The organism is Staphylococcus sp. IVB6214, from assembly GCF_025558585.1.
Lineage (GTDB): Bacteria > Bacillota > Bacilli > Staphylococcales > Staphylococcaceae > Staphylococcus.
Map to the genome: position 1 here is coordinate 591,755 of NZ_CP094723.1, position 24,052 is coordinate 615,806.

The following is a 24,052-nucleotide window of genomic DNA, read 5'->3' on the forward strand; positions in this document are numbered from 1 at the left end:
TGATAGTGAATGAAATTTTTATCATTCAAACATAATGATGAAACATCATACGGTGTTAAAGTTAAGCGAGAAGAAGCAGCTTGGGATTTACGAAAAGTATTTGCTGACTTTGGCGAAGCAGAATTCCAACCGAAAACATTATTAGAAGGATTGCAACACAATCAAACATTAGAATTTCAAGAGCAAGTAAGAAAGGCAGTTGTGGCGGCAGAAGAAAGTGGTAACGCAGCTGACTATAAAGTGCAATATGCAGATATTGAATTTTTACCACCAGTTACACCACCAAATAATGTGATCGCATTTGGTCGTAACTACAAAGCGCATGCTGAAGAGTTAAACCATGGTGTAGATCGCCTATATGTTTTTACAAAAGCGGCATCTTCATTAACAGGCGATGAAGCAACAATTCCAAATCATAAAGATATTACAGATGAATTAGACTATGAAGGTGAGTTAGGTGTTGTAATTGGTAAGTCAGGTGAGAAGATTCCTAAAGGTTTAGCACTTGACTACGTGTATGGTTACACAATTATCAACGATATTACAGACCGTGCAGCACAAAAAGGACACGATCAAGCATTCTTGTCTAAAAGTTTAACAGGTGGTTGCCCAATGGGACCTTACATCGTTACAAAAGATGAATTGCCAACACCTGAAAATGTAAATATCGTAACAAAAGTCAATAATGAAATTCGTCAAGATGGCAATACATCACAAATGATATTAAAAATTGACGAATTAATTGAAGAAATTTCGAAATATGTTGCGTTACACCCAGGTGATATCATTGCGACAGGTACACCAGCAGGCGTAGGTGCAGGTATGAACCCACCGAAATTCTTACAACCGGGTGACGAAGTAAAAGTAACAATTGATAATATCGGTACATTAACGACATTTATCGAAGAATAATATACAGTTTATAAAAATAGGGCAAAGGGATTTTGCCCTATTTTTTGTATCACAAAACAGGGGGTGATTGTATGTTGTATATCAAATACAAAAGTTTATTTTTGATTGGTATACTACTATTTGTTGCAATGTTTTATTTCAAAGTTGAATTGGGAGATTCTATTTTTAGACCATTAGGATATTTGGCAGCGGGGGCGATTATGGGGTGTGCTTTAGCGTACAAAGAAAAGTAAATAATTTTGTTAAATTCTTAATAAATCATCATATTTCAAGCATTCCAATGTCTGCGTTAAAAAGGATATGTTATGATATGTAAGTCGATTTATAATAGGAGGATATTTTTATGGTATTAATTAACTTGCACATTATTAGTTTTGTTATGCTATTGATATTATTTTATGCAACGTATGAAAACTTTTCTAACAAACAGGGACCGACACCATTATTTAAATCATTGCATATGACAATGCGTTTATTTATGATTTTTGTGTTGATTACAGGCTTCTGGCTTATTGCTAAAGCATTTACGAGTGCAGATGCAAGTCACATGCTATTGACATTGAAAATGGTAGGTGGACTTAGCATCATCGGTTTGATGGAAGTAACGATTGCACGTAAGAAAAAACAAGTTTCAAACCGCTCACTATTTGTTTGGACATGGGTCATTGTTTTGATAACAGCAATTTTAGGTACAATTTTACCTTGGGGACCTATTACTGCATTGTTCCACTAAAAAATAAAACGTCATTTAGTCGGTCTTCTTGAAAGAACGAATGAAATGACGTTTTTTTATGATTATTGACGTGCTTTGTAACCAAGCATGTTGATTAAATCTTTTGGATGACTGTACGGTGGAGCGTATGCAACTTCAAAAGCAGTGAGATCATCAATTGTTGCGCGATGCATCATCGCCATCGATAAAACATCAATCCGTTTATCAACACCAGATACGCCAACAGCTGCAGCACGTAAGAGACGACGTGATGTTTTATCATAATATGCACGTAGATGGACGGATGTGTTGTTCGGATAGTAGCCAGCGTGTGTCCCATTTTTCACTTCAACCATGTCATAGTCAAACTGTTCTAGCTCTTTCAGTGACACGCCAGTACTCGCTAATGTATAGTCAAAGAATTTTACAATACTTGCGCCGACAAAACCTTGAAAGACAACATCTTTGTTACCTGCAATTTGTTCAGCGATAATACTTGCGCCGCGATGTGCACCCCAAGCAAGTGGCACGTGTGCGGGAAGATCAACATGACGATAATGACTTGTCGCTATATCGCCAACAGCGTATACATTGGGGATATTCGTTTGAAAACGATTGTTGACGGGAACGTAGCCTTTATCATCTATTTCAATACGCGATGATTGTAAAAACTCTGAGTTAGGTAATACACCGACACCGGCAATAATCATGTCATAATCTTCTACTGCACCAGATTTGAATGTCACTGTATGACCATCGATTGATACGACTTCTTCATTCAATCGGTAAGGAATATTGCGCTTATCGAGTTCAGACAATATAGTTGCGTTCATATCTTGATCCATCAGCTTATTGATAGCTTCTGAACGGTGGATGAGTGTTGGTGATAAGCCGCGTTCGTACATATTTTCAAGTAATTCTAGACTGACATATCCTGCACCGATGAGTAAGACATGTTGCACTTGGTTGGTAGTGATATAGTCTTCAATCGCATCTGTATCTTCCATATTACGCAATGTGAAAAGGTGTGGGGCATCGAAGTCAAGACGTCGTGCTCGAGCTCCCGGACTTAACACTAAAATATCATAATGATCTTGTATTAATCTGCCGGTCGTATGGTCTTTGATTTCGATTGTTTGTGATTCTGTGTTAACGCTAACCACTTCATGTTGTAGTTTCACCGTAATGTTTTTCTTTTCTTTAAATTTCTCAGGTGTCATCGGCAGCAGTTGATCACGTGACTCGACAACATTTCCAAGGTAATATGGAAGTCCGCAATTAGCAAAGCTCATATATCGATCTTTCTCATAGACAGTGATATCACTATCTGGATCTAATCGACGAATTTGACTGGCACTCGTTGCACCACCGGCAACAGCGCCGACAACGATAATTTTTTGTTTTGACATCTCTTCGTCCTCCTTATATATCTTTTCTAGGAATATTTAATTGGAAAAATTCATTCAAATAAATACCAATACCCTCTTCATTGTTCGAAAGTGTTGTGTCATTGGCAATAATTTTAAGGTCATAGATGGCGTTGCCCATTGCTATGCCATGTTTTGCATATTTAATCATTTCAAGGTCATTATCTTCATCTCCAAATGCGATGATTTCGTTGCGTTCAATGCCGAGATGTTTGCGCACGATATCGATACCTACCGCCTTACTAATACCACGTTTAACAATTTCAATGACTGGGAAAGGGGCGCCCCAGCGTCTGTGTTCAATATTTTCAGCATAAAAACGTGTTAAAACCTGTTTTACACGGGGAATCATATGTTCTTCAGCTTCAATTAAGAGGCTCGTTGGATCTTCGTGTAATAATGTTTCGAGATCGCCAACTTTGATGTTAGGGTTCCCCATGCTAAAACCATCGAATAAGCGATTGTCTGGGCGGTCGATAAAGACTTGATCACCGACTTCGGCAATCATATTTTGAATATCCATTTTTTTCAAAGTTTCAATAATACTTGTTGCGATGCCTTCATCTAAGCGTTCATGATAAGTTGGGAAGTTTTGATCACCTGGATGATGGATATACGCCCCATTAAAGTTGACGATAGGGGTATCCAGTTCTAATTGATCGTAATAGAGCTTGCTTGCACGATAAGGACGACCTGTCGCAATCATTAAGACGTGTCCTTGTGATTGTAATGCTTTTAATACGCGAAATGTATAAGATGGGATTTCTTTTTGGTCGTTTAATAAAGTCCCGTCTAAATCTAAACAAATTAAGTGTTTTTTCATATTATGCTCCTAAATTCTAAAGTTCAGTTTATGAATATCATAGCATTTTATTGTAGAAATGTAATGATTTTGATATATTGATAGTAGTGATAAAAAAAGAGGTGAATAGGCATGGAAGAAGCATTAAAAGATAGCATTTTAGGCGCATTAGAAAACGTTATTGACCCAGAGCTTGGTATCGATATCGTGAACCTTGGCCTTGTTTATAAAGTTGATTTAAACGATGATGGATTATGTACAGTTGAAATGACATTGACATCAATCGGTTGCCCAATGGGACCACAAATCGTGGACCAAGTAAAAACAGCATTAGGTGAGTTACCTGAGATTAAAGAAACAGAAGTTAATATCGTATGGAACCCACCATGGAACAAAGATATGATGTCTCGTTACGCTAAAATTGCATTAGGTGTTAGCTAATAGTTAATATAACTCAATAATTCATCACAATCTTGGCGAAGAACTGAACTTAAAAAAGTTTCAGTTCTTTTTTTAGGAATAGCACCATCTCATTTTTCATGACCTTAATCACCGACAATTGTAAGATCGTATAAAGTATGAATAGATTAAAATTATAAGAAGAAAGAATGATCAACATGTGGAACTTTTCCAAAATACCTCAAAAACAGCTGTCTACAAGGTACATGCCAGGTCTTGACGGTTTGCGTGCCATTGCAGTAGTCGCAGTTATTATTTACCATTTCAATCCACAATGGTTACCAGGTGGTTTTTTAGGTGTGGACACTTTCTTTGTCATTTCAGGATATTTGATTACAAGTTTATTATTGACTGAGTATCACAACACACAACGTATCGATCTCATATCATTTTGGATGAGACGGTTAAAAAGGTTGTTGCCAGCAGTTATTTTCTTGATTATGTCTGTTTTAATATTGACATTAATCACAGTCCCTTCCGAAATCAAAGCCGTACGTGGCGATGCATTTGCGGCACTCTTTTATGTGAGTAACTGGTGGTATATCTTCCAAGATGTCGACTACTTTGCGCAGTTTGAAGTCGCACCGCTCAAACATTTATGGTCTTTGGCAATTGAAGAACAATTTTACTTGTTTTTCCCGATAGTGCTATTTATTTTGCTTCGCTATGTGAAACGTCTCAAGCCTATACTTTACTCTATAATCGGGCTTGTTGTAATTTCTATTATCACAATGGGCATTTTATACGAACCACAAGGTAATGTTGCACGCGTTTATTTCGGAACAGATACACGGTTACAAACAATGTTGCTCGGTGTTATACTGGCCTTCATTTGGCCAGCATTTAAGCTACGTGTTCAAACGGCATGGCAATCTAAAATGATTATCGACGGTTTAGGTGTCTTGTCGTTAGCTGGTCTGTTCCTTTGTTTTCGATTCGTAAATGAATCACAAAGTGCACTCTATTACGGTGGATTTGGACTGATTAGTTTGTTGACACTTTTCATCATTGCAAGTGCAGTAATGCCAAGTGGTCTTTTTGCAAAAGCATTGGCGAATCCTTTATTTATATATATCGGTTCAAGGTCATATAGCCTGTATCTTTGGCATTATCCTATTATTGTCTTAATGCACCATCATTTTGTGCAAGGACAAATTCCCACCTTTGTATATGTTATCGACGCACTATTGATCGTGATGATGGCAGAGTTGTCATATCGGTATATAGAAACACCTTTCCGTCATTCAGGGTTCAAAATATTTGATTTCCGTCATTTGAAGCAATGGCGCTTGCTGAACGTGAAACGTGCTTGGCTTATGATTATTTTATTTGTCCCATCTGTCGTAATACTATCAGGCGTGTTTAACGGATTGGCTAAAGAAAAAACACACACGACTGCGATTAATACAGAAGATATGAAACAATACGTGACCGTTCCAATCCCTTTGGGTGATATGAAAATAGATGGATTTGAAGTAAAAGGTCATAGTTCACCATATGCTAATTGGAAACCACTACTCATTGGTGATTCTGTTATGGTAGACATCGGCGATACGTTCAAGGAACAAGTGCCGAATGCGAGTATCAATGGATTGATAGGTCGTCAACTTGTACAAGCAATCCCGCTCATTCGTGAAGATTATCCCGATTATCGAGAAAAAGATGATATGGTTGTCTTACAACTTGGCACTAATGGAGACTTTACTGACGAGCAGCTTGATACACTGTTAGATCTTTTAGGGGAGTCTCAAATATATCTCGTGAATACAAGTGTTCCTCGGGACTATCAGGCACATGTAAATGAACTATTCAAACAGGCAGCTAAAGATCGAGATAATGTCCATCTTGTTGATTGGCACGCAAGGTCTCAAGGGCATACAGAATATTTTGCGCCAGATGGTATTCACTTAGAAGCAGACGGTGTGAAAGCATTAATTGATGAAATCATTAAAACGATAAAAACACATCAAAAATAAGTATAGAGAAGGATAGAATATAAGGTGAAAATCTCGCCTTAAACGCTATCCTTTTTTGTTGATTTTTAAAATGAGCGAGCGTATAATATAGTTAAGGTCAAAGAAAGTCAAAGTCAAAAAAGACCTATTCTTAATAAAGGAGTGACTCATTTTGGATATTAATCAGATGACGCATTCTATTCAAAACGCTTTACAAAAAGCAATTGAATCTACACAAACGTATCAACTTACAAATATTGAAATTGAAGCGGTATTAAAAGCAGTTCTTGAAATGGATGATAGTTTATATAAAACAATACTAGAAAGAGCAGAAGTCGATATTGAAGAACTTGCGAAATCATATGAGAAAAAGTTAAATCAGTATCCTAAAGTGACCGGTGATAATGTTCAATATGGACAATATTTGTCGCCGAAAACGAACACATTATTTAATAAAGCAGAACAGTATATGAAAGATTATGATGATCAATTTATATCAATGGAACACATCTTACGTGCAGCAATTGACGTGGATGAAACGACATCATCATTTGTACAGTATAAAGAACAAGTCATTGAAGAAATCATCAAAAAAGTCAGAGGAGGAAACCATGTGACAACACAAAATCCTGAAGTGAACTATGAAGCATTAGCAAAATATGGTCGTGACTTAGTAGAAGAAGTACGCAAAGGTAATATGGATCCAGTTATTGGTCGGGATGAAGAGATTCGCAACACGATTCGTATTTTAAGCAGAAAAACAAAAAATAACCCAGTTTTAATTGGTGAACCGGGTGTGGGTAAAACTGCCATTGTTGAAGGATTGGCACAACGTATCGTAAAAAAAGACGTGCCGGATTCATTACTCGACAAAACTGTTTTTGAACTAGATTTAAGTGCATTAGTTGCGGGTGCAAAATATCGTGGTGAATTTGAAGAACGACTCAAAGCAGTCTTGAAAGAAGTCAAAGACTCAGACGGCCGTATCTTATTATTCATTGATGAAATCCACATGCTCGTTGGCGCAGGGAAAACTGATGGTGCGATGGATGCCGGAAACATGTTGAAACCAATGCTTGCGCGTGGTGAATTGCATTGTATCGGTGCAACAACGTTAAACGAATATCGTGAATATATTGAGAAAGACTCAGCGTTAGAGCGTCGTTTCCAAAAAGTAAATGTCAAAGAGCCAAATATTGATGATACGATTTCAATATTACGTGGCTTGAAAGAACGATATGAAGTGCATCATGGGGTACGTATTCAAGACCGTGCATTGGTTGCGGCCGCAGAATTATCAGATCGCTATATTACCGATCGTTTTTTACCAGACAAGGCAATCGACCTTGTTGACCAAGCATCTGCAACGATTCGTACAGAAATGGGATCCAATCCAACAGAACTCGACCAAGCAAATCGTCGGGTGATGCAGTTGGAAATTGAAGAAAACGCATTGAAAAAAGAATCTGATGAAGCGAGTCGTGTACGTCTCCAAGAATTACAAGAAGAACTTGCTGAAGAGAAAGAAAAACAAGCACAATTGCAAGCACGTGTAGAACAAGAAAAAGAAAAAATTTCAAAAGTTCAAGAGAAGCGTGCAGAGTTAGATGAAAGCCGTAAAGCATTGGAAGATGCAGAAAATAACTATGACCTTGAAAAAGCAGCAGTATTACAACATGGCAAAATTCCACAATTAGAAAAAGAATTAAAAGAACTGGAAGCAGCTTTCCAAGAATCACAAGGGGAAGATAGTGATCGTATCATTCGAGAAGTCGTAACAGATGAAGAAATAGGAGAAATTGTCAGCCAATGGACAGGCATTCCAGTGTCTAAATTAGTTGAAACAGAACGTGAAAAACTGCTGAACTTATCGGACATCCTTCATCAGCGTGTAGTTGGTCAAGACCGTGCCGTCGATCTTGTATCAGACGCTGTTGTACGTGCAAGAGCAGGGATTAAAGATCCAAGTCGTCCAATCGGTTCATTTTTATTCTTAGGACCAACAGGTGTCGGTAAAACCGAACTTGCTAAATCTCTCGCATCAACGTTATTCGATTCTGAAAAACATATGATTCGTATCGACATGAGTGAGTACATGGAAAAACATGCTGTCTCTCGTTTAATAGGTGCGCCTCCGGGATATGTGGGCCATGATGAAGGTGGTCAATTAACAGAAGCAGTTAGACGTAATCCATACTCTGTTATCTTGTTAGATGAAGTTGAAAAAGCACATACTGATGTGTTTAATGTGTTGCTACAAATTTTAGATGAAGGTCGTTTAACAGACTCTAAAGGACGCAGTGTAGACTTTAAAAATACCATTATCATTATGACAAGTAATATTGGTTCACAAATCCTACTGGAAAATGTCAAAAATGAAGGTGCTATTACAGAAGAAACGGAAAAAGCAGTGATGCAAAGCTTAAATGATTATTTCAAACCAGAAATTTTAAACCGCATGGATGATATCGTGCTATTCCGTCCATTATCTGTTGATGATATGCAAATGATTGTCGATAAAATCTTAACAAACTTAAATATGCGCTTAATGGATCAACGCATTACGCTAGATTTAACGGATGAAGCGAAAAAATGGATGGGTGAAACAGCGTATGAACCAGAATATGGTGCACGTCCATTAAAACGTTTCGTACAACGTCATGTTGAAACACCATTAGCACGCTTAATTATTAAAGATAACTTGCAAGAAGGTACACATGTGCATGGTTATTTGCAAGATGGTGTGATACAGTTTGACATAGAGAATACAACAGAAATTGAATAATTAGACGAAGACGTATGCGTACATCGTGTACGTCTTTTTTGATGCACTGATAGGAGTTTAATAAGAGAATTATACGTGCCAGTGGAAAAGGAAGAAGTTAGAACAGAACACTGTTTTTAGGACATCGTATATTCGTTTTCTAGAATATAAAGTAAATATAGGGTATTTAAAAAGCTGTTATAGATACATTGAAGATTTTAAACGATGAATTTTGACGTTATTTAGAACATAAAAAGAAGTGGTTGAAGATGAACTTCAAAGTAAGAATTATGGAAGCGCTTTGGTTAATACAAAGTGAAATTAATTTTTGATGTAATTTATGAATTATTTTTTGAAGAATAGAATAAACAGTTACTTCAATACCGTGAAATAATAAAGGAATTACCATGTTATGAAGCAGATAAGGCGAGTGTTGAAAAATATGGGCACTTTTTTTAGGTGCTGAACAAACATATTTAACTATTTAAATGCAATTTTACACCAAGAATGTTGTAGAATTAGCTAAAAATTATCAAGAATTTAGATATATGGACTAACATGATAAAAATATTTTAATAATTAACAAATCCTCATTATTAATATTGTTTGAAACTAAATTTACAATTGTATATAATGATTTCAGAAAGTTCTTTCTTCAGTGACAATTGTCATATTAATCTCTAAAAAGGTGATATGTATGAAAAAAACAACTCTTTTATCTTCGCTCTTAGCACTCGGTATTTCAGGACTTGGTAGTATTGCAAATGCAGATGAAACGAATATCAACGGCGGTTCAGAGAATGTAGATCACTACAACGGTCTAGTTCGATCAGAAGTAGCAGATCAGAATACACCGCAAGAGAGTGCAACATTTAGAAATGTAGTATCAAGCAGAAAAGCTGGAGGCTTTTGGATTAGAGGTATTCGAGGAAATCTGGTTGTCTCTGATTATAAGCACTATAAAAAGTATGGCAAAGGTACAGCTATTAATGGTAATGGATTCGTAGGATCGGGAGGGTGGAAGAAACCAGGTCTTTTATCAAAAGGACGAGTAGTTAAAACATGGAGTAACAATCAAACTTTTTATGATTACAAATAATAGTCCGAGAAAATTGCCTTAATAAGTATGACAACTGTGTGGGATAGGATTTCATAAACAATCTTATCCCCACTTTGTCATAATTTATCAAATTTTGAAAGGATAGAGATGGATCATCTTTAACAGGTGGGGGTTATGAAAAAAATTATTTTAACGCTTGGATTGATAGTTACACTTGTCTTAAATATACTGTTGATCGATACAGTAAAATCATTATCTATGTATAATGATATTGGAAAAGATAGTCATAAAATTCAATTATCATTTGAGGGTCCACCTAAGGTACATAGTAAAGATGCATTAAAATATTTTGAAAAACTAGCCTCAAAATATCATGTAACTTTTACTAAGGTGACGTATGTCCGTGAAAATAAAGTGGTTGTGAACTCAAATGATAAAACACTATTACAAAAAGTAAATAAGGATAAAGAATTAAAGTTATTTGATAGCAGTTTAAATATAAAAGTGTATACATTAAAAGAGTCGAAGTTTTCTGCCGAAGGAATCTATTATTTAAAAGGACAAAATATTCAACAAGTTATTGATATTATTAATCAAGATGTTGGCAAAGCAGTAGAGGTGGATAATTCAATTTTTACATTTTTGCCTGAGAATTTATCAATAATACCGTACCTATTGCTCTTGTTACTTATTTTTACTGCAGTCTTTCTTCATTTTTTAAAAAATAGAAAAAGTGATATTAAGCTTGTTTATGATTTGGGATATAGTCAGTCACAAATTTCTAGATACATAATCAAACAGCATCGAAATTATTTGGTGAGCTACGGTTTATTGTCTATTGTATTCACTTGTGTTATATATTTTTTTATTTACCGTGATTATTATTTTTTTAAGGTAATTTTGTTAATGTTAGTTACTTTCATATTGTTGTTCATGCTAATTAGTATGTTTTTTTATGCAGTGATTCGTCATTTTTTGAAAAGCTATGCTAAAAATAATGGGCAATCAAACAATTCTATAATGATGTATATTTACATGTTGTTATCAATTGTTATTGTTTTTGCTATTGTGATTTCAACTAAGAATATCATTGGAAATTTTACAGTTTTTCAAAAGCAGGAAGAATCATTAAAATATTGGAATACGACTAAAAATATATACCGAACTAATGAACTTGATATTGGACAGGTTAGAAACAAGAGTTTTAATGCTGCTGTTAATCGTCAAATGAAAAAATATTATAATAGTGAAGACAATCATGGTTTTGTTATTGATTCGGAAAACTTTCTTGAATTAGATGAAACCCCATTATATGTTTTGGAGAAAATAGAAACCCCCGATATAAATCCAGCTGGTAAAACGATAACAATAGATGAACATTATTTAGAACGTCATCCTAAACGGACGATTTACGGTGAAAAAGTGATTGATAAACTAAAAAATGATAAAAATACAATAAATATATTAGTTCCTATCCAATTTAAAAAGTATGAGAAAAAACTTATTGAAAATTATTTGGAAGAACTTATGAATATGAAATATTTAAATAAGGCAAGTGAGATGCCTAGAAAAAATCAAAAAGTAAATATAATTTGGATGAAAAGTAACGAACAATTTTTTACGTACGACTCAGAAATAGGTGGTAAAAAAAACACGATCACACATCCTATTGCAATTGTAGAATTAGGGTATACAAACGAACTGAACTATGAAAAGTATTATTGTGGTACTTATTTCTTTGAAAGTTATTTAGATGATCCTTATGAAACAATCTATGAAGGCTTAAAAAAGTATAGGTTAGATGGTGTAATTCCAAGTATCACGTCAATTTATAATACTAAAATAGATATTGTCAAAGAACTCGAAAAAGAAATTTATAAATATACAGGATTAGTACTTTTCACAATTATTACTTTCATACTTACAACATTAACTTTTATTCAAATCTACTTTAAGTCATTCCAATTTTCAATTTTTCTCAAACGAACTTTGGGGTATAGCTATTGGTCGATTCATAAGTGGATGATACTTTTCATCGTATCTTTACATGTGTTCATGGGAGTTCTTTTATTACCGAGTCATAATATCATTGCGATTTCCGTCTTTTTGGCAGTTACTATGATTGAATTGCTATCTGTCGTGTACACGTTTATGAAGTTAAACCGTGAAAATGTCAATCTCGTATTGAAGGGGAAGAAAGATGATTAAGTTACAAAATATTAACAAGTCGTTCGGTCACAAGCGCATTTTTGAAAATTTTGATTTAACAATTCAACAAGGCGACTTTGTTGTTATACATGGTGCCAGTGGAAAAGGGAAGTCAACGTTATTGAATATTATTGGCTTATTGGAAAATCATGATTCAGGTATAGTCACGTTTAAAGATAAAGTGATACAAAAAGAGAAAGATAAGTTACCCTTTAAACGTGATGATATCGCATATGTGTACCAACACTATGGCCTGTTAGAAAATGAATCTGTGTTGAAGAATTTAACGTTGCCGTTGAATGTGCATAAAAAAGATCAAGCACGTATCGAAGAAGTGATGACACGTGTAGGATTAGCAAACTTACCACTCAATACAAAAGTTTATACGTGTAGTGGTGGGGAGCAACAGCGCATTGCTATTGCACGTGCAATTTTAAAAAATCCAAGTGTTATTATCGCTGACGAGCCGACAGGTAATTTAGATGACCGCAACAGGGATACCGTGATTGAGATATTTAAAGCATTGAACGCATCAGGTGTTACGGTTGTGTTAGCGACACATGAGCCTATGTATTTTGATATTGGTAGTAAAGAAATTGATTTAGATCAAATAGACTAAAAAATAAAGCCATTGCGTAGAAATACAGTACGCAATGGCTTTTTACCGTTAATGTGATTCAGTTGAATGGCTATTTGGTGTTGATCCAGCTGCATCTAAGATTAAGATAATGACAAAAACAAAAGCTGCTAATGCGATAGGTGTGACTACGTTAAGTGGTCCGCCACCGCCTAAGCTATTTAGCACGAAGTTCACCATCTCAAATAATACAACAGCCCAGATAAACGTAATGATATATTTCATTATGTACACGCCTCCATTTTTGCTGATAGTGTTATTATAAAGGTCTTTTGTGCAATTGTATAGTGTCGTCAAGTGTATGGCTTGTCAATTTTTAGTACCTTGTGTTAAATTAATACCTGGTATTAAAAATTAAAAGAAGGTGTTCAAACCATGAATGTAGGAATTAAAGGATTTGGCGCTTATGTTCCAGAACGTGTGGTTGATAATCGTTATTTTGAAGCATATCTTGATACATCAGATGAATGGATTTCACAAATGACTGGTATTAAAGAACGTCGTTGGGCAGATAAAGAACAAGAAACATCAGATCTCGCATATGAAGCGAGTGTGAGAGCGATAGAGGATGCAGGCATTCAACCGGAAGAAGTGGATATGGTCATTGTTGCTACATCAACAGGAGACCATCGTTTTCCAACCGTAGCGAATATGTTGCAAGAACGTTTAGGATTGTCAAAAGTGGCATCCATGGATCAACTTGCGGCATGTACAGGTTTTATGTATGGCATTGTGACTGCAAGAGCGTTTATACTATCAGGAGATTATAAAAATATTTTAGTTGTTGGTGCAGAAAAGTTATCTAAAATTACAGATTTGAATGACCGTGGCACTGCCATTTTATTCGGAGATGGTGCGGGAGCCGCTATTATTGGCGAAGTGTCTGGAAATCGTGGTATTCTAAGCTATGAAGTAGGTTCAGATGGTATTGGTGGAAAGTACTTATATCAAGAACAAGAAACTGACATGATTCGTATGAACGGACGTGAAGTCTTCAAATTTGCAGTACGTGTGATGGGAGAATCTTCGGCACGAGTTGTAGAAAAGGCAGAACTCACTGCGGACGATATTGATATGTTTATTCCACATCAAGCGAATATTCGTATTATGGAATCAGCACGACAACGATTAGGTTTATCAAAAGAAAAAATGAGCGTATCAGTGGATAAATATGGAAATACCTCTGCAGCATCGATTCCACTTAGCATTGATTTAGAACTAAAGAATGGTCGCATTAAAGATGATGATATTTTAGTTCTAGTTGGATTTGGTGGTGGACTCACATGGGGTTCAATGGTTATTCGCTGGGGGAAATAAATGAGGAGGAAACGCAATGACAAAGAAACAACGAGTGGTAATCACAGGACTTGGTGCGTTATCACCTATCGGAAATGATGTTCCTACAATGTGGCAAAATGCATTAAATGGTGTGAATGGTATTGATAAGATTACTCGTATTGATACTGAGCCATTTCAAGTTCATATCGGTGGAGAACTGAAAGATTTTAATATTGAAGATCATATTCCTAAAAAGGAAGCACGAAAAATGTCTCGCTTCACACAATATGCAGTGGTAGCAGCTCGCCAAGCTGTGGCAGATGCACAACTTGACATCAATGAGTCAAATGCTGAACGCATCGGTGTTTGGATTGGCTCAGGAATTGGTGGTATGGAGACATTTGAAGAGTCATATGAACAATTGAAAAAACGTGGACCAAGACGTGTTAGCCCGTTCTTTGTACCGATGTTAATACCTGATATGGCGACAGGACAAGTGTCGATTGATTTAGGTGCTAAAGGGCCGAATGGTTCTACCGTAACAGCTTGTGCCACAGCAACAAACTCTATTGGAGAGGCTTTTAAGTTCATTGAACGTGGCGATGCAGATGCAATGATTGCAGGGGGGACGGAAGCACCTATTACGAATATGTCAATTGCAGGTTTCAGTGCGAGCCGTGCGTTATCAACAAATAACGATCCAGAAACCGCATGTCGTCCATTCCAAGAAGGACGCGATGGCTTTATTATGAGTGAAGGTGCGGGTATCGTTGTATTAGAATCATTAGAGTCCGCACAAGCACGTGGTGCACAAATTTATGCTGAAGTCGTTGGTTATGGTTCAACAGGCGATGCACATCACATTACAGCACCTGGACCAGACGGCGAAGGTGGTGCGCGTGCAATGAAAATGGCGTTGGATGATGCGAATATTACACCAGATCAAGTGCAGTACTTAAATGCGCACGGTACGAGTACGCCGATTGGTGATTTGTTTGAAATTAAAGCGATTAAATCAACTTTCGGTGATGCAGCATACCAGTTGAAAATTAGTTCTACGAAATCAATGACAGGTCATTTGTTAGGTGCAACAGGAGGAATTGAAACAATCTTTTCCGTACTGTCTATACGTGATGGCAAAATTGCACCAACCATTCATGCAGATGCGATGGATCCAGAAATTGACTTAGATATTACACCGAATGAAGCGGTGGATCATGATATTACTTATGCGATGAGTAATAGTTTAGGATTTGGTGGTCATAATGCAGTACTCGTGTTTAAAAAGTTTGAACAATAAATAGCATAAAAAGCGCGTACTTTCGTAAACATGTTTGTGAGCTGACCCCATATAGTGGGAACTTTATAAAAACACTTTCGTTGAATTCAGTTAAAATGAATTTACGGAGGTGTTTTTTCTATGCGCAGAGTGGCGTATTCAGTTGAAACAAAGTTTAAAGCAGTGAAGATGAAAGCAGAAGGTTATACAACTAAAGAAATTATGTGTGAATTAAATATTAGAAATAGCACACAGGTAAAAACATGGTGGAGATGGTATAGAAAGGGTGAAACATATCGATTTAGTCAACAAGTAGGCAAACAATACTCCTATAATAAAGGATTAGTGGAACTTTCTGAACTGGAACAATTAAAGTTAAAGAATAGAAGAAATCAAGCCGAAATAGATATTTTAAAAAAGTACAAGGAATTGGAAAGGAAGTGGTACCTGAAGTAGTGATAGAATTAGTGGATGAGTTAAAGCACAGGCATCCTGTGAAGCTGATTTTGGAAGTGTTGAATGTCCCTAAATCAAATTACTACCGTTGGAAAAATAAGAAGAAAACGGAAGATACAACAGTTAAAAAGGTTAAGGAATTATGTGAAGATAATCATTACACGTACGGCTATCGCAAGATAACTGCTCTGATGAATCAGGCCTCTAAACAACCGATAAACCATAAACGTGTACAAAGAATTATGAGAGAAAATAATTTGAATTGTAGAGTTAGAATTAAGAAATCTAAACGTCGAGGGAAGGCATATTATCTTACAAGCAATAAACTGAATGGTAACTTTAGAGCAAATCAACCTCTACAAGTACTGACTACTGATATTACGTATCTTCCCTTTGGTAATTCAATGTTGTATTTATCTTCAATCATCGATTTATATAACGGTGAAATTGTGGCTTATAAGATTAGCGATACACAAGATCAAAGTTTGGTAAATGACACCTTAAACCAAATTGATATTCCAGAAGGATGTCTACTTCATAGCGATCAAGGAAGCGTCTATACATCGCATGCTTACTACCAATTATGCGAAGAAAAGGGCATTATCAGAAGTATGTCTCGCAAAGGTACACCTGCTGATAACGCCCCGATAGAATGTTTCCATTCCTCGCTAAAGTGTGAAACATTTTATCTTAACAATGAGTTAAATAACTCTAATTTCATTGTAAAGGATATTGTCGAAAAGTACATTGAAAACTATAATAATAATCGAATTCAACAAAAATTAGGCTACTTATCCCCTGTGCAATACAGAAAATTAGCAGCCTAATTCAAGTGTTTTTATGTGAGTCCCATATTAAGGGTGCAGTGCCTTTGAATGTTTATGAAGGTGCGCGCTTTTTTTTTAAGCTGTGGTAAATGCAAGTATAAAGGAAATAATTAGATATAAAACATTTACGAGTAATGCTGGTTTAATCCACGGTTGAACGAAATAGCTATCGCGTTTTGGAGATTTAGGATTATAGAATTCATCTTCTTCATACATTTTACGGTTCTTTTTACGCATTAATTGATAACGAAATTTTCTAAAACCATAACTTGTTACATCAAATATGCCTTCTTGAACGAGCAATAACATAAAGAGCATGATGATCATAATAATGGATACTGTGAAAAAGATATTAATGAGATTAATCCATGAGTGGGCGCCTGCTAGCCAAACAAAAAATGTAATGATAGGCGTCAAAAAAATATATATTATCGTGTTCAAATTAATACGATTCATTTGTTTTCTCCTTCATTAGAATGTCAATCTAATTATACAATATTTTAAGCTAACTTTTTATAATCATCAACAATTCAAAAGTTTTATGTTAAAAATGAATTGCTTGAAATGTTGCTGTAATAACATTCTTTATAATTCAATATATTTATATTAAAAAAACTTATTGAATATAAAATATTGAAAGATTATAATGACATTAATATTTCTGAAAATTTTGAAGGGAATGTTAATTGAACAAAGGGGGAAATACATATGCTTAAATATACACTTAAGCGCTTGCTGTATATGGTGATTTCATTAGTGATTATCATTTCAATTACTTTTTTCCTGATGAAATTAATGCCAGGTTCGCCATTCAATGATGAAAAATTGAGTGAAGAGCAAAAAATAGTCCTGAATGAGAAATACGGACTGAATGATCCGCTACCTGTGCAATACGCAAATTATATGGCAAATGTTGTGAAAGGGGATTTTGGAAATTCATTCCAATACGATGGACAACCTGTATGGGATTTGATTCAACCAAGGTTAATTCCATCATTCCAAATGGGTCTGATAGCGATGGTCATTGGTGTCGTGCTAGGTGTTGTATTGGGAGTAATAGCCGCAACTAGGCAAAACACCTGGGTCGATTATTTAGCAACATTGATCTCAGTTATCGCAATTTCAGTACCATCATTCGTACTGGCTGTGTTATTGCAATATCTTTTCGCAGTGAAGTTACAATGGTTCCCGGTTGCAGGTTGGGAAGGTGTATCAACAGCAGTCTTACCATCACTTGCATTATCAGCGGTTGTTCTGGCAACAGTCGCACGTTATATTCGAGCAGAAATGATAGAAGTGTTGAGTTCAGATTACATATTATTGGCGCGAGCAAAGGGGAATTCAACATACGCAGTCTTGTTTAAACACGCACTCAGAAATGCATTGATTCCAGTCGTAACAATCCTAGTTCCAATGTTAGCGAGCATTTTAACAGGGACACTCACAATTGAAAATATCTTCGGGGTACCTGGATTAGGGGATCAATTCGTTCGTTCGATTACAACGAATGACTTTTCTGTAATTATGGCGATTACGTTATTGTTCAGTACATTATTTATTGTTTCAATTTTCCTTGTTGATGTACTTTATGGATTAATTGATCCACGTATTCGCGTACAAGGGGGTAAAAAATAATGACGAAAGACTTACATCATTTACCAAAAGATGACCCATCAAGTGCAACGATGGCACAAACAACAGGTGTGATGCATGAAGATTTCGTACGTACAGGCACGCCAGACCTTAATCAACAAGCGTTGCAGCGTGAAGGACGTACGTTTTGGCAAGATGCATGGACACAACTAACGCATAACAAACTCGCAGTTGTAGGTATGATTGGACTATTGATTATCTTACTACTGGCTTTGATTGGTCCTTTATTGAACAGTCATGGTTATGCAGAACAAGATGTAGAACGTCGTAATTTACCACCTAAAGTAGCGGTTCTTGATAAGGTGCCATTCCTTCCATTTGATGGTTCAGGTGTAGAAGGAAATGCATATGAGAATGCAAAAGTAAAAGAAAACTTCTGGTTTGGGACAGACCAATTAGGTCGTGATCTTTGGACACGTACATGGAAAGGTGCGCAAGTATCATTATTTATCGGTTTTGTCGCAGCTGTTCTTGATATCTTTATCGGAGTGATATACGGCGCGATTTCTGGATACTTCGGTGGCCGTGTAGATGATGTCATGCAACGTGTTATTGAAATTATTTCATCTATTCCGACATTGATTGTTGTAATTCTTTTCGTATTAATCTTTGAACCATCGATTTGGACAATTATTTTAGCGATGACCATTACAGGATGGATTGGTATGAGCCGTGTTGTTCGTGGAGAATTCTTAAAATTGAAAAACCAAGAATTCGTATTAGCATCACGCACACTTGGTACATCAGACTTAAAATTAATTTTTAAACATATTTTACCGAATACATTAGGTGCAATTATCGTAACATCAATGTTTACAGTACCAAATGCGATCTTCTTCGAGGCATTCTTAAGCTTTATCGGTATTGGGGTTCCGGCACCACAATCTTCACTCGGTTCATTAGTAAATGAAGGTCGTGCGATGTTACTTATCCACCCTCATGAATTATTTATTCCAGCACTCATTTTGAGTTTATTGATCTTATTTTTCTACTTATTCAGTGACGGTCTACGCGATGCATTCGACCCTAAAATGCGTAAATAAACGAAGATGTGAGAGAAGCGTTTAGGAATTAAGCAGAATTCAAATAATGAGAAAAACTACTTTTTAATTGAGCGTTCTGTTGACAGTTTTGCGCTTAATCACTGACAAATAACGAACTTGTGTTAGGAGCATTTAAGAACTGGGCAAAATTTGAGCAATCATCAAATGGCTCCTTGAACACTCATAAAAGGAGGATGGTACCATGTCTGAACATATTTTAGAAGTGAAAGACTTGCATGTTTCCTTTGATATTACAGCAGGGGAAGTGCAAGCAGTTCGTGGCGTGGATTTCTATTTAGATAAAGGGGAAACACTTGCCATTGTAGGTGAATCTGGATCAGGTAAGTCAGTAACAACGAAAGCCATCACGAAGTTGTTTCAAGGTCCAACTGGCAAGATAAAAAAAGGACAAATTATATTCGATGGTGAAGATTTAACGCAGAAATCAGAAAAAGAATTAATGAAATTACGTGGGAAAGAAATTTCAATGATTTTCCAAGATCCGATGACATCATTAAATCCTACAATGAAAATTGGCAAACAAGTGATGGAGCCAATTATTAAGCATATCGGTTTAAGCAAATCAGAGGCTAAAAAACGTGCGATTGAACTCCTGAAGTTAGTAGGTTTAAAAAATGTTGAAAAACGATTCAATGCTTATCCACATCAATTTTCGGGTGGGCAACGTCAACGTATCGTTATTGCATTAGCATTAGCGTGTGAGCCTAAAATCTTAATTGCCGATGAACCGACAACAGCACTTGATGTAACAATGCAGGCACAAATTTTAGATTTGATGAAAGAGTTACAGCAAAAAATTGATACAGCAATAATTTTCATCACACATGACTTAGGTGTTGTTGCCAATGTCGCTGATCGAGTTGCTGTGATGTATGGTGGACAAATGATTGAAACAGGCAATGTCGATGAAATTTTCTATGATCCACGTCATCCATACACTTGGGGTTTATTATCATCAATGCCTGATTTAGAAACAGAAGGGGATACGGAATTATTAGCTATCCCTGGGACACCGCCTGACTTAGTACACCCACCTAAGGGAGATGCATTCGCAGCGAGAAGTGAATATGCATTAGCAATTGATTTTAAAGAGGCACCGCCATGGTTTAGTGTCTCTCCAACACATTTTGTACGTTCATGGTTGCTGGATGAGCGCGCACCAGTCGTTGATCCACCACCGATTGTAAAGCGAAAACAACGTGAAATGCCGAATAATTTCGACAAACCAGAGCGTGTAGAAAGGGTGTCGTTTTAAATGGGAAACAGGGAGAAACTTGTAGAAGTACAAAACTTGAAACAATACTTTAATGTAGGCAAGCCAAATGAAGTGCGTGCAATTGACGATATTTCATTTGATATTTATAAAGGGGAAACATTTGGACTTGTTGGCGAATCAGGTTCTGGGAAATCTACAACAGGAAAAGCAATCATTAAATTAAATGATGTCACAGATGGCAAGGTGCTATACGAAGGGGTTAATATACAAGAAATTAAAAATCGTAAAGAGTTATTGAAGTTTAATAAAAAAATTCAAATGATTTTCCAAGATCCGTACGCATCATTGAATCCTCGATTAAAGGTCATGGATATTGTTGCGGAAGGAATCGATATACATGGACTTGCATCGGATCGTCGAGATCGAAAAAAACGTGTGTATGACTTATTAGAAACGGTGGGATTGCGAAAAAGTCACGCCAATCGTTACCCACATGAATTCTCGGGTGGTCAGCGTCAGCGTATCGGTATTGCGCGTGCGCTTGCTGTTGAACCAGAGTTTATCATTGCGGACGAACCGATTTCTGCGCTAGACGTATCGATTCAAGCACAAGTTGTCAATTTGATGCAGAAGTTAAAACGTGAACGCAATATTACATTTTTATTTATCGCGCATGACCTATCAATGGTGAAGTACATATCAGATCGTATTGCGGTGATGCACCTTGGTCGTATTGTTGAGATTGGTACAGCAGATCATATCTACAACAATCCAGTGCATCCATATACACAATCATTGTTATCAGCCGTACCACAGCCTGATCCAGAAACAGAACGAACACGAAAGCGTATTGCTTATCAACATGATCCAAGCCAAAATGATGCGCGTACCTTGCGTGAAGTGGCACCTGATCACTTTGTATTTGCGACAGAAGAAGAACTCGAAAAGTTTCAGGCAGATTATCAAAAAGAACGTGTATAATTTTTGAAAGGGGAATGTCAAGTGAAGACACGGAGAACATTGAAAATATTCGCGCCACTTTTGGCTGCTACACTCGTTCTTTCAGCATGTGGCAGCGGCGAAGGGATTTATGATGATAAAGGACAAGTCTTTCGTAAAGTAATTCCACAAGATATGTCATCACTAGATACGGCGAAAGTAACAGATACTGTTAGTTTTGATACGTTCAATCAAGTGTATGAAGGACTTTATGTACTAGACGGTGACGATAAAGCACAACCAGGTGTCGCCAAAGGGGAACCTAAAATTTCTGAGGATGGTAAGACATGGACTGTGAAGTTAAGGGAAGATGCGAAATGGTCAAACGGTGATCCAGTAACGGCACATGACTTTGAATTCGCATGGAAACGTGTCGTCGATCCAGATACTGCTTCAGAGTATGCCTATATTATGTATGACTTGAAAAATGCGGAAGAAATCAACTTAGGCAAAAAGAAACCAAGCGAACTTGGTGTGAAGGCATTAGATGATCATACATTACAATTTGAACTGACAAAACCTATTCCATACTTTAAAGAGATGCTCGCTTTTGGAACATACATGCCACAAAATGAAAAAGTCGTAAAAAAATATGGTGATCGTTACGGCACGAATGAAGATAAAGCAGTATATAATGGACCATTTAAAGTAAAAGAGTGGGCAGTAGAAGATAAAATTTTATTAGTAAAAAATGATAAATATTGGGATAAAGATGTTGTGAAGTTAGATAAAGTAAACTATAAAGTCTTAAAAGATGGTCAAGCAGGGGCGTCTTTATATGATACGAATTCAGTAGATGATACAATTATTACATCTGAACAAGTTGAGAAATATAAAGATGATCCAGCACTCAAAAAACGTCTATTAGCCGCAACATTCTACTTAAAACTCAATCAAGGTACAGTGCCAGCGTTCAAAGATCGACATATGCGTCTTGCTTTGGCACAAGCAGTGGATAAACAAGCTTATGTCGATGCGGTATTAAATAATGGATCAGCACCAAGTGATGGCTTTACGTCTAAGGCAACAGCTAAAGCACCTGATGATTCAGACTTTGCAGATCAAATTAACTCACCATTAGTTTATAATCCTGAAAAAGCGAAAGAGAACTATGAAAAAGCGAAAAAAGCTTTAGGTGAAGATACATTCACATTTAAGTTGAATACGGAAGATACGCCGTCTTCAAAAATATCAGCAGAGTTTATTAAAGCGCAAATTGAGAAAAACTTACCTGGTGTTACAATTAAAATTCAACAGTTACCATTTAAACAGCGTATTGCACGAGAACAAAGTGAAAACTATGATATTTCACTCTCTGGTTGGGGACCTGACTATCCGGACCCATTAACATTCTTAAACATCATGACAACTGGTAACTCATCAAACAATACAGGTTGGGGTAACAAAGAATACGATAAGATGTTGAAAGATGCGAATGGTGCGTTATTACAAAAAGAAGAAGAGCGTAATCAAACATTAATTGATGCAGAAGAACTTTTATTGGAGAATGCACCAATTACACCGATTTATCAAAAAGGGGAAGCGCATTTGACAAACCCTCAAGTGAAAAACTTGCAGTATCATAATATCGGTGGCGACACAACATTGAAATATGCATATATTGATAAGCGTATTGATCGAGAAACAGGTAAGAAAAAAGAGAAATAATATGGGGATAGGAGCTGAGACATCGTGCTTAGCTCCTTCTTTTTGCTGTCGCCTTTTGTTGATAGACTTGTTATGATATCAATATAACTGTATAAGGAGAAACTAAATGACCAAAATAACTGAAACAGATAAAGAGATTTTATTAACCACATTAAAAGAACGTTTTGAGAAGTACCCAGAACGTCATGAAGATATCACTTGGGATGAAATAGAACAAAAATTACATGAAGCTGAATCAACGTTATGGTCACTGAATGAAATGGAACGTACTGAGGGAGAACCTGATGTTATTGTTTTAGAAGATGGCCAGTACGCATTTGTAGATTGTTCAGCTGAAAGTCCTAAAGGGCGTAGAAGTGTATGTTATGATCAGGCAGCATTAGAATCACGTAAGAAGTATAAGCCTGAAACAAGTGCCGTTGCAATGGCAAAAGAAATGGGGATTGAGATGTTAACTGAATCACAGTATCGATATCTTCAGTCATTTGGTATTTTTGACAAGAAAACATCGAGCTGGGTTGTGACCCCTGATCATATCCGTGAATTAGGCGGGGCTTTGTTCTGTGATTATAGATATGGCACTGTATTTACATACCATAATGGTGCAGAATCATATTACGGTGCGAGAGGATTTCGAGGTATTCTTAAAATCTAAAAAAGAGAGATTGGCTGTCGA

The 24,052-nt window shown here is 36.3% G+C and carries 22 protein-coding genes; 18 read left to right on the forward strand and 4 right to left on the reverse strand.

Annotated features, from left to right (window positions below; all coding sequences use genetic code 11):
- Positions 1–9: 9 nt before the first annotated feature.
- The 3 genes from MUA51_RS02875 (at position 10) to MUA51_RS02885 (ending at position 1,645) form a co-directional block, all read left to right on the forward strand.
- Positions 10–912 carry a fumarylacetoacetate hydrolase family protein gene (locus MUA51_RS02875; protein ID WP_262560373.1) on the forward strand — a complete coding sequence of 301 codons (903 nt, stop codon included), beginning with the start codon at positions 10–12 and terminating at the stop codon, positions 910–912.
- Between the two features lie 71 nt (positions 913–983).
- The gene (locus MUA51_RS02880; protein ID WP_262560374.1) at positions 984–1,145 is read left to right on the forward strand and encodes a hypothetical protein; all 162 of its coding nucleotides are present in this window, start codon (positions 984–986) and stop codon (positions 1,143–1,145) included.
- 110 nt (positions 1,146–1,255) lie between these two features.
- On the forward strand, positions 1,256–1,645 hold the full coding sequence (locus tag MUA51_RS02885) for a YisL family protein (RefSeq protein WP_262560375.1): 390 nt from the start codon (positions 1,256–1,258) through the stop codon (positions 1,643–1,645).
- Between the two features lie 62 nt (positions 1,646–1,707).
- Here the strand turns inward: MUA51_RS02885 and MUA51_RS02890 are convergent, their stop codons facing one another.
- Both MUA51_RS02890 and MUA51_RS02895 read right to left on the reverse strand, forming a co-directional pair.
- Positions 1,708–3,033 carry a CoA-disulfide reductase gene (locus MUA51_RS02890; RefSeq protein WP_262560376.1) on the reverse strand — a complete coding sequence of 442 codons (1,326 nt, stop codon included), beginning with the start codon at positions 3,031–3,033 and terminating at the stop codon, positions 1,708–1,710.
- A gap of 13 nt (positions 3,034–3,046) precedes the next feature.
- Positions 3,047–3,874 (reverse strand): Cof-type HAD-IIB family hydrolase, encoded by an 828-nt coding sequence (locus tag MUA51_RS02895; RefSeq protein ID WP_262560377.1) that lies wholly within the window; start codon positions 3,872–3,874, stop codon positions 3,047–3,049.
- A gap of 111 nt (positions 3,875–3,985) precedes the next feature.
- Between MUA51_RS02895 and MUA51_RS02900 the strand changes: the two genes are divergently transcribed.
- The 6 genes from MUA51_RS02900 to MUA51_RS02925 all read left to right on the forward strand — a co-directional run bounded on the left by MUA51_RS02900 (position 3,986) and on the right by MUA51_RS02925 (position 12,918).
- Positions 3,986–4,294, forward strand: coding sequence for a metal-sulfur cluster assembly factor (locus MUA51_RS02900; protein WP_044360495.1), 309 nt, complete (start codon positions 3,986–3,988; stop codon positions 4,292–4,294).
- Positions 4,295–4,470: 176 nt separating this feature from the next.
- A complete protein-coding gene (locus MUA51_RS02905; protein ID WP_262560380.1) occupies positions 4,471–6,288 on the forward strand; it encodes an acyltransferase family protein in 1,818 nt (605 codons plus the stop codon).
- A gap of 151 nt (positions 6,289–6,439) precedes the next feature.
- Positions 6,440–9,052, forward strand: coding sequence for an ATP-dependent chaperone ClpB (gene clpB / locus MUA51_RS02910; RefSeq protein WP_262560381.1), 2,613 nt, complete (start codon positions 6,440–6,442; stop codon positions 9,050–9,052).
- A gap of 637 nt (positions 9,053–9,689) precedes the next feature.
- Positions 9,690–10,130 (forward strand): lactococcin 972 family bacteriocin, encoded by a 441-nt coding sequence (locus MUA51_RS02915; RefSeq protein WP_262560382.1) that lies wholly within the window; start codon positions 9,690–9,692, stop codon positions 10,128–10,130.
- A 135-nt stretch (positions 10,131–10,265) separates the two neighbouring features.
- Positions 10,266–12,299 carry a DUF1430 domain-containing protein gene (locus MUA51_RS02920; RefSeq protein WP_262560383.1) on the forward strand — a complete coding sequence of 678 codons (2,034 nt, stop codon included), beginning with the start codon at positions 10,266–10,268 and terminating at the stop codon, positions 12,297–12,299.
- Positions 12,292–12,918 carry an ATP-binding cassette domain-containing protein gene (locus tag MUA51_RS02925; protein WP_262560384.1) on the forward strand — a complete coding sequence of 209 codons (627 nt, stop codon included), beginning with the start codon at positions 12,292–12,294 and terminating at the stop codon, positions 12,916–12,918. The genes MUA51_RS02920 and MUA51_RS02925 overlap by 8 nt, the downstream gene beginning before the upstream one ends.
- Before the next feature lie 48 nt (positions 12,919–12,966).
- On the opposite strand, the gene MUA51_RS02930 is transcribed toward MUA51_RS02925, so the two are convergent.
- Positions 12,967–13,161 carry a DUF2929 family protein gene (locus MUA51_RS02930; RefSeq protein WP_262560385.1) on the reverse strand — a complete coding sequence of 65 codons (195 nt, stop codon included), beginning with the start codon at positions 13,159–13,161 and terminating at the stop codon, positions 12,967–12,969.
- Between the two features lie 150 nt (positions 13,162–13,311).
- Between MUA51_RS02930 and MUA51_RS02935 the strand changes: the two genes are divergently transcribed.
- From MUA51_RS02935 to MUA51_RS02945, 3 genes are all read left to right on the forward strand, one after another.
- Entirely contained in the window at positions 13,312–14,253 is a 942-nt protein-coding gene (locus MUA51_RS02935; protein WP_262560386.1) for a beta-ketoacyl-ACP synthase III, read from the forward strand.
- Positions 14,254–14,269: 16 nt separating this feature from the next.
- Positions 14,270–15,514 carry a beta-ketoacyl-ACP synthase II gene (gene fabF / locus MUA51_RS02940; protein WP_262560387.1) on the forward strand — a complete coding sequence of 415 codons (1,245 nt, stop codon included), beginning with the start codon at positions 14,270–14,272 and terminating at the stop codon, positions 15,512–15,514.
- Between the two features lie 120 nt (positions 15,515–15,634).
- Positions 15,635–16,776 (forward strand): IS3 family transposase gene (locus MUA51_RS02945; protein WP_262559450.1). Its coding sequence is split into 2 segments (ribosomal slippage): positions 15,635–15,905 and positions 15,905–16,776, totalling 1,143 coding nucleotides; the frame shifts between segments, so codons are not numbered across the junction.
- A 75-nt stretch (positions 16,777–16,851) separates the two neighbouring features.
- Here the strand turns inward: MUA51_RS02945 and MUA51_RS02950 are convergent.
- A complete protein-coding gene (locus MUA51_RS02950; protein WP_262560388.1) occupies positions 16,852–17,232 on the reverse strand; it encodes a DUF3899 domain-containing protein in 381 nt (126 codons plus the stop codon).
- A 252-nt stretch (positions 17,233–17,484) separates the two neighbouring features.
- Here MUA51_RS02950 and opp3b point away from each other — a divergent pair, with 252 nt between their 5' ends.
- The 6 genes from opp3b to MUA51_RS02980 all read left to right on the forward strand — a co-directional run bounded on the left by opp3b (position 17,485) and on the right by MUA51_RS02980 (position 24,031).
- The gene (opp3b, locus tag MUA51_RS02955; protein WP_262560389.1) at positions 17,485–18,411 is read left to right on the forward strand and encodes an oligopeptide ABC transporter permease; all 927 of its coding nucleotides are present in this window, start codon (positions 17,485–17,487) and stop codon (positions 18,409–18,411) included.
- Positions 18,411–19,472, forward strand: coding sequence for an oligopeptide ABC transporter permease (opp3C, locus tag MUA51_RS02960; RefSeq protein ID WP_262560390.1), 1,062 nt, complete (start codon positions 18,411–18,413; stop codon positions 19,470–19,472). The genes opp3b and opp3C overlap by 1 nt, the downstream gene beginning before the upstream one ends.
- Positions 19,473–19,674: 202 nt before the next feature.
- Entirely contained in the window at positions 19,675–20,748 is a 1,074-nt protein-coding gene (locus tag MUA51_RS02965; protein WP_262560391.1) for an ABC transporter ATP-binding protein, read from the forward strand.
- Entirely contained in the window at positions 20,749–21,690 is a 942-nt protein-coding gene (locus MUA51_RS02970; RefSeq protein WP_262560392.1) for an ABC transporter ATP-binding protein, read from the forward strand.
- Between the two features lie 21 nt (positions 21,691–21,711).
- The gene (locus MUA51_RS02975) at positions 21,712–23,376 is read left to right on the forward strand and encodes a peptide ABC transporter substrate-binding protein (RefSeq protein ID WP_262560393.1); all 1,665 of its coding nucleotides are present in this window, start codon (positions 21,712–21,714) and stop codon (positions 23,374–23,376) included.
- Positions 23,377–23,482: 106 nt separating this feature from the next.
- Entirely contained in the window at positions 23,483–24,031 is a 549-nt protein-coding gene (locus MUA51_RS02980; protein ID WP_262560394.1) for a DUF4256 domain-containing protein, read from the forward strand.
- Positions 24,032–24,052 lie beyond the last annotated feature (21 nt).

Bases quoted from the DNA above. Each gene is read 5' to 3' on its own strand.
- MUA51_RS02875 (WP_262560373.1), top strand. From the start codon at position 10: ATGAAATTTTTATCATTCAAACATAATGATGAAACATCATACGGTGTT.
- MUA51_RS02880 (WP_262560374.1), top strand. From the start codon at position 984: ATGTTGTATATCAAATACAAAAGTTTATTTTTGATTGGTATACTACTA.
- MUA51_RS02885 (WP_262560375.1), top strand. From the start codon at position 1,256: ATGGTATTAATTAACTTGCACATTATTAGTTTTGTTATGCTATTGATA.
- MUA51_RS02890 (WP_262560376.1), bottom strand. From the start codon at position 3,033: ATGTCAAAACAAAAAATTATCGTTGTCGGCGCTGTTGCCGGTGGTGCA.
- MUA51_RS02895 (WP_262560377.1), bottom strand. From the start codon at position 3,874: ATGAAAAAACACTTAATTTGTTTAGATTTAGACGGGACTTTATTAAAC.
- MUA51_RS02900 (WP_044360495.1), top strand. From the start codon at position 3,986: ATGGAAGAAGCATTAAAAGATAGCATTTTAGGCGCATTAGAAAACGTT.
- MUA51_RS02905 (WP_262560380.1), top strand. From the start codon at position 4,471: ATGTGGAACTTTTCCAAAATACCTCAAAAACAGCTGTCTACAAGGTAC.
- MUA51_RS02920 (WP_262560383.1), top strand. From the start codon at position 10,266: ATGAAAAAAATTATTTTAACGCTTGGATTGATAGTTACACTTGTCTTA.
- MUA51_RS02925 (WP_262560384.1), top strand. From the start codon at position 12,292: ATGATTAAGTTACAAAATATTAACAAGTCGTTCGGTCACAAGCGCATT.
- MUA51_RS02930 (WP_262560385.1), bottom strand. From the start codon at position 13,161: ATGAAATATATCATTACGTTTATCTGGGCTGTTGTATTATTTGAGATG.
- MUA51_RS02935 (WP_262560386.1), top strand. From the start codon at position 13,312: ATGAATGTAGGAATTAAAGGATTTGGCGCTTATGTTCCAGAACGTGTG.
- fabF (WP_262560387.1), top strand. From the start codon at position 14,270: ATGACAAAGAAACAACGAGTGGTAATCACAGGACTTGGTGCGTTATCA.
- MUA51_RS02950 (WP_262560388.1), bottom strand. From the start codon at position 17,232: ATGAATCGTATTAATTTGAACACGATAATATATATTTTTTTGACGCCT.
- opp3b (WP_262560389.1), top strand. From the start codon at position 17,485: ATGCTTAAATATACACTTAAGCGCTTGCTGTATATGGTGATTTCATTA.
- opp3C (WP_262560390.1), top strand. From the start codon at position 18,411: ATGACGAAAGACTTACATCATTTACCAAAAGATGACCCATCAAGTGCA.
- MUA51_RS02965 (WP_262560391.1), top strand. From the start codon at position 19,675: ATGTCTGAACATATTTTAGAAGTGAAAGACTTGCATGTTTCCTTTGAT.
- MUA51_RS02970 (WP_262560392.1), top strand. From the start codon at position 20,749: ATGGGAAACAGGGAGAAACTTGTAGAAGTACAAAACTTGAAACAATAC.
- MUA51_RS02980 (WP_262560394.1), top strand. From the start codon at position 23,483: ATGACCAAAATAACTGAAACAGATAAAGAGATTTTATTAACCACATTA.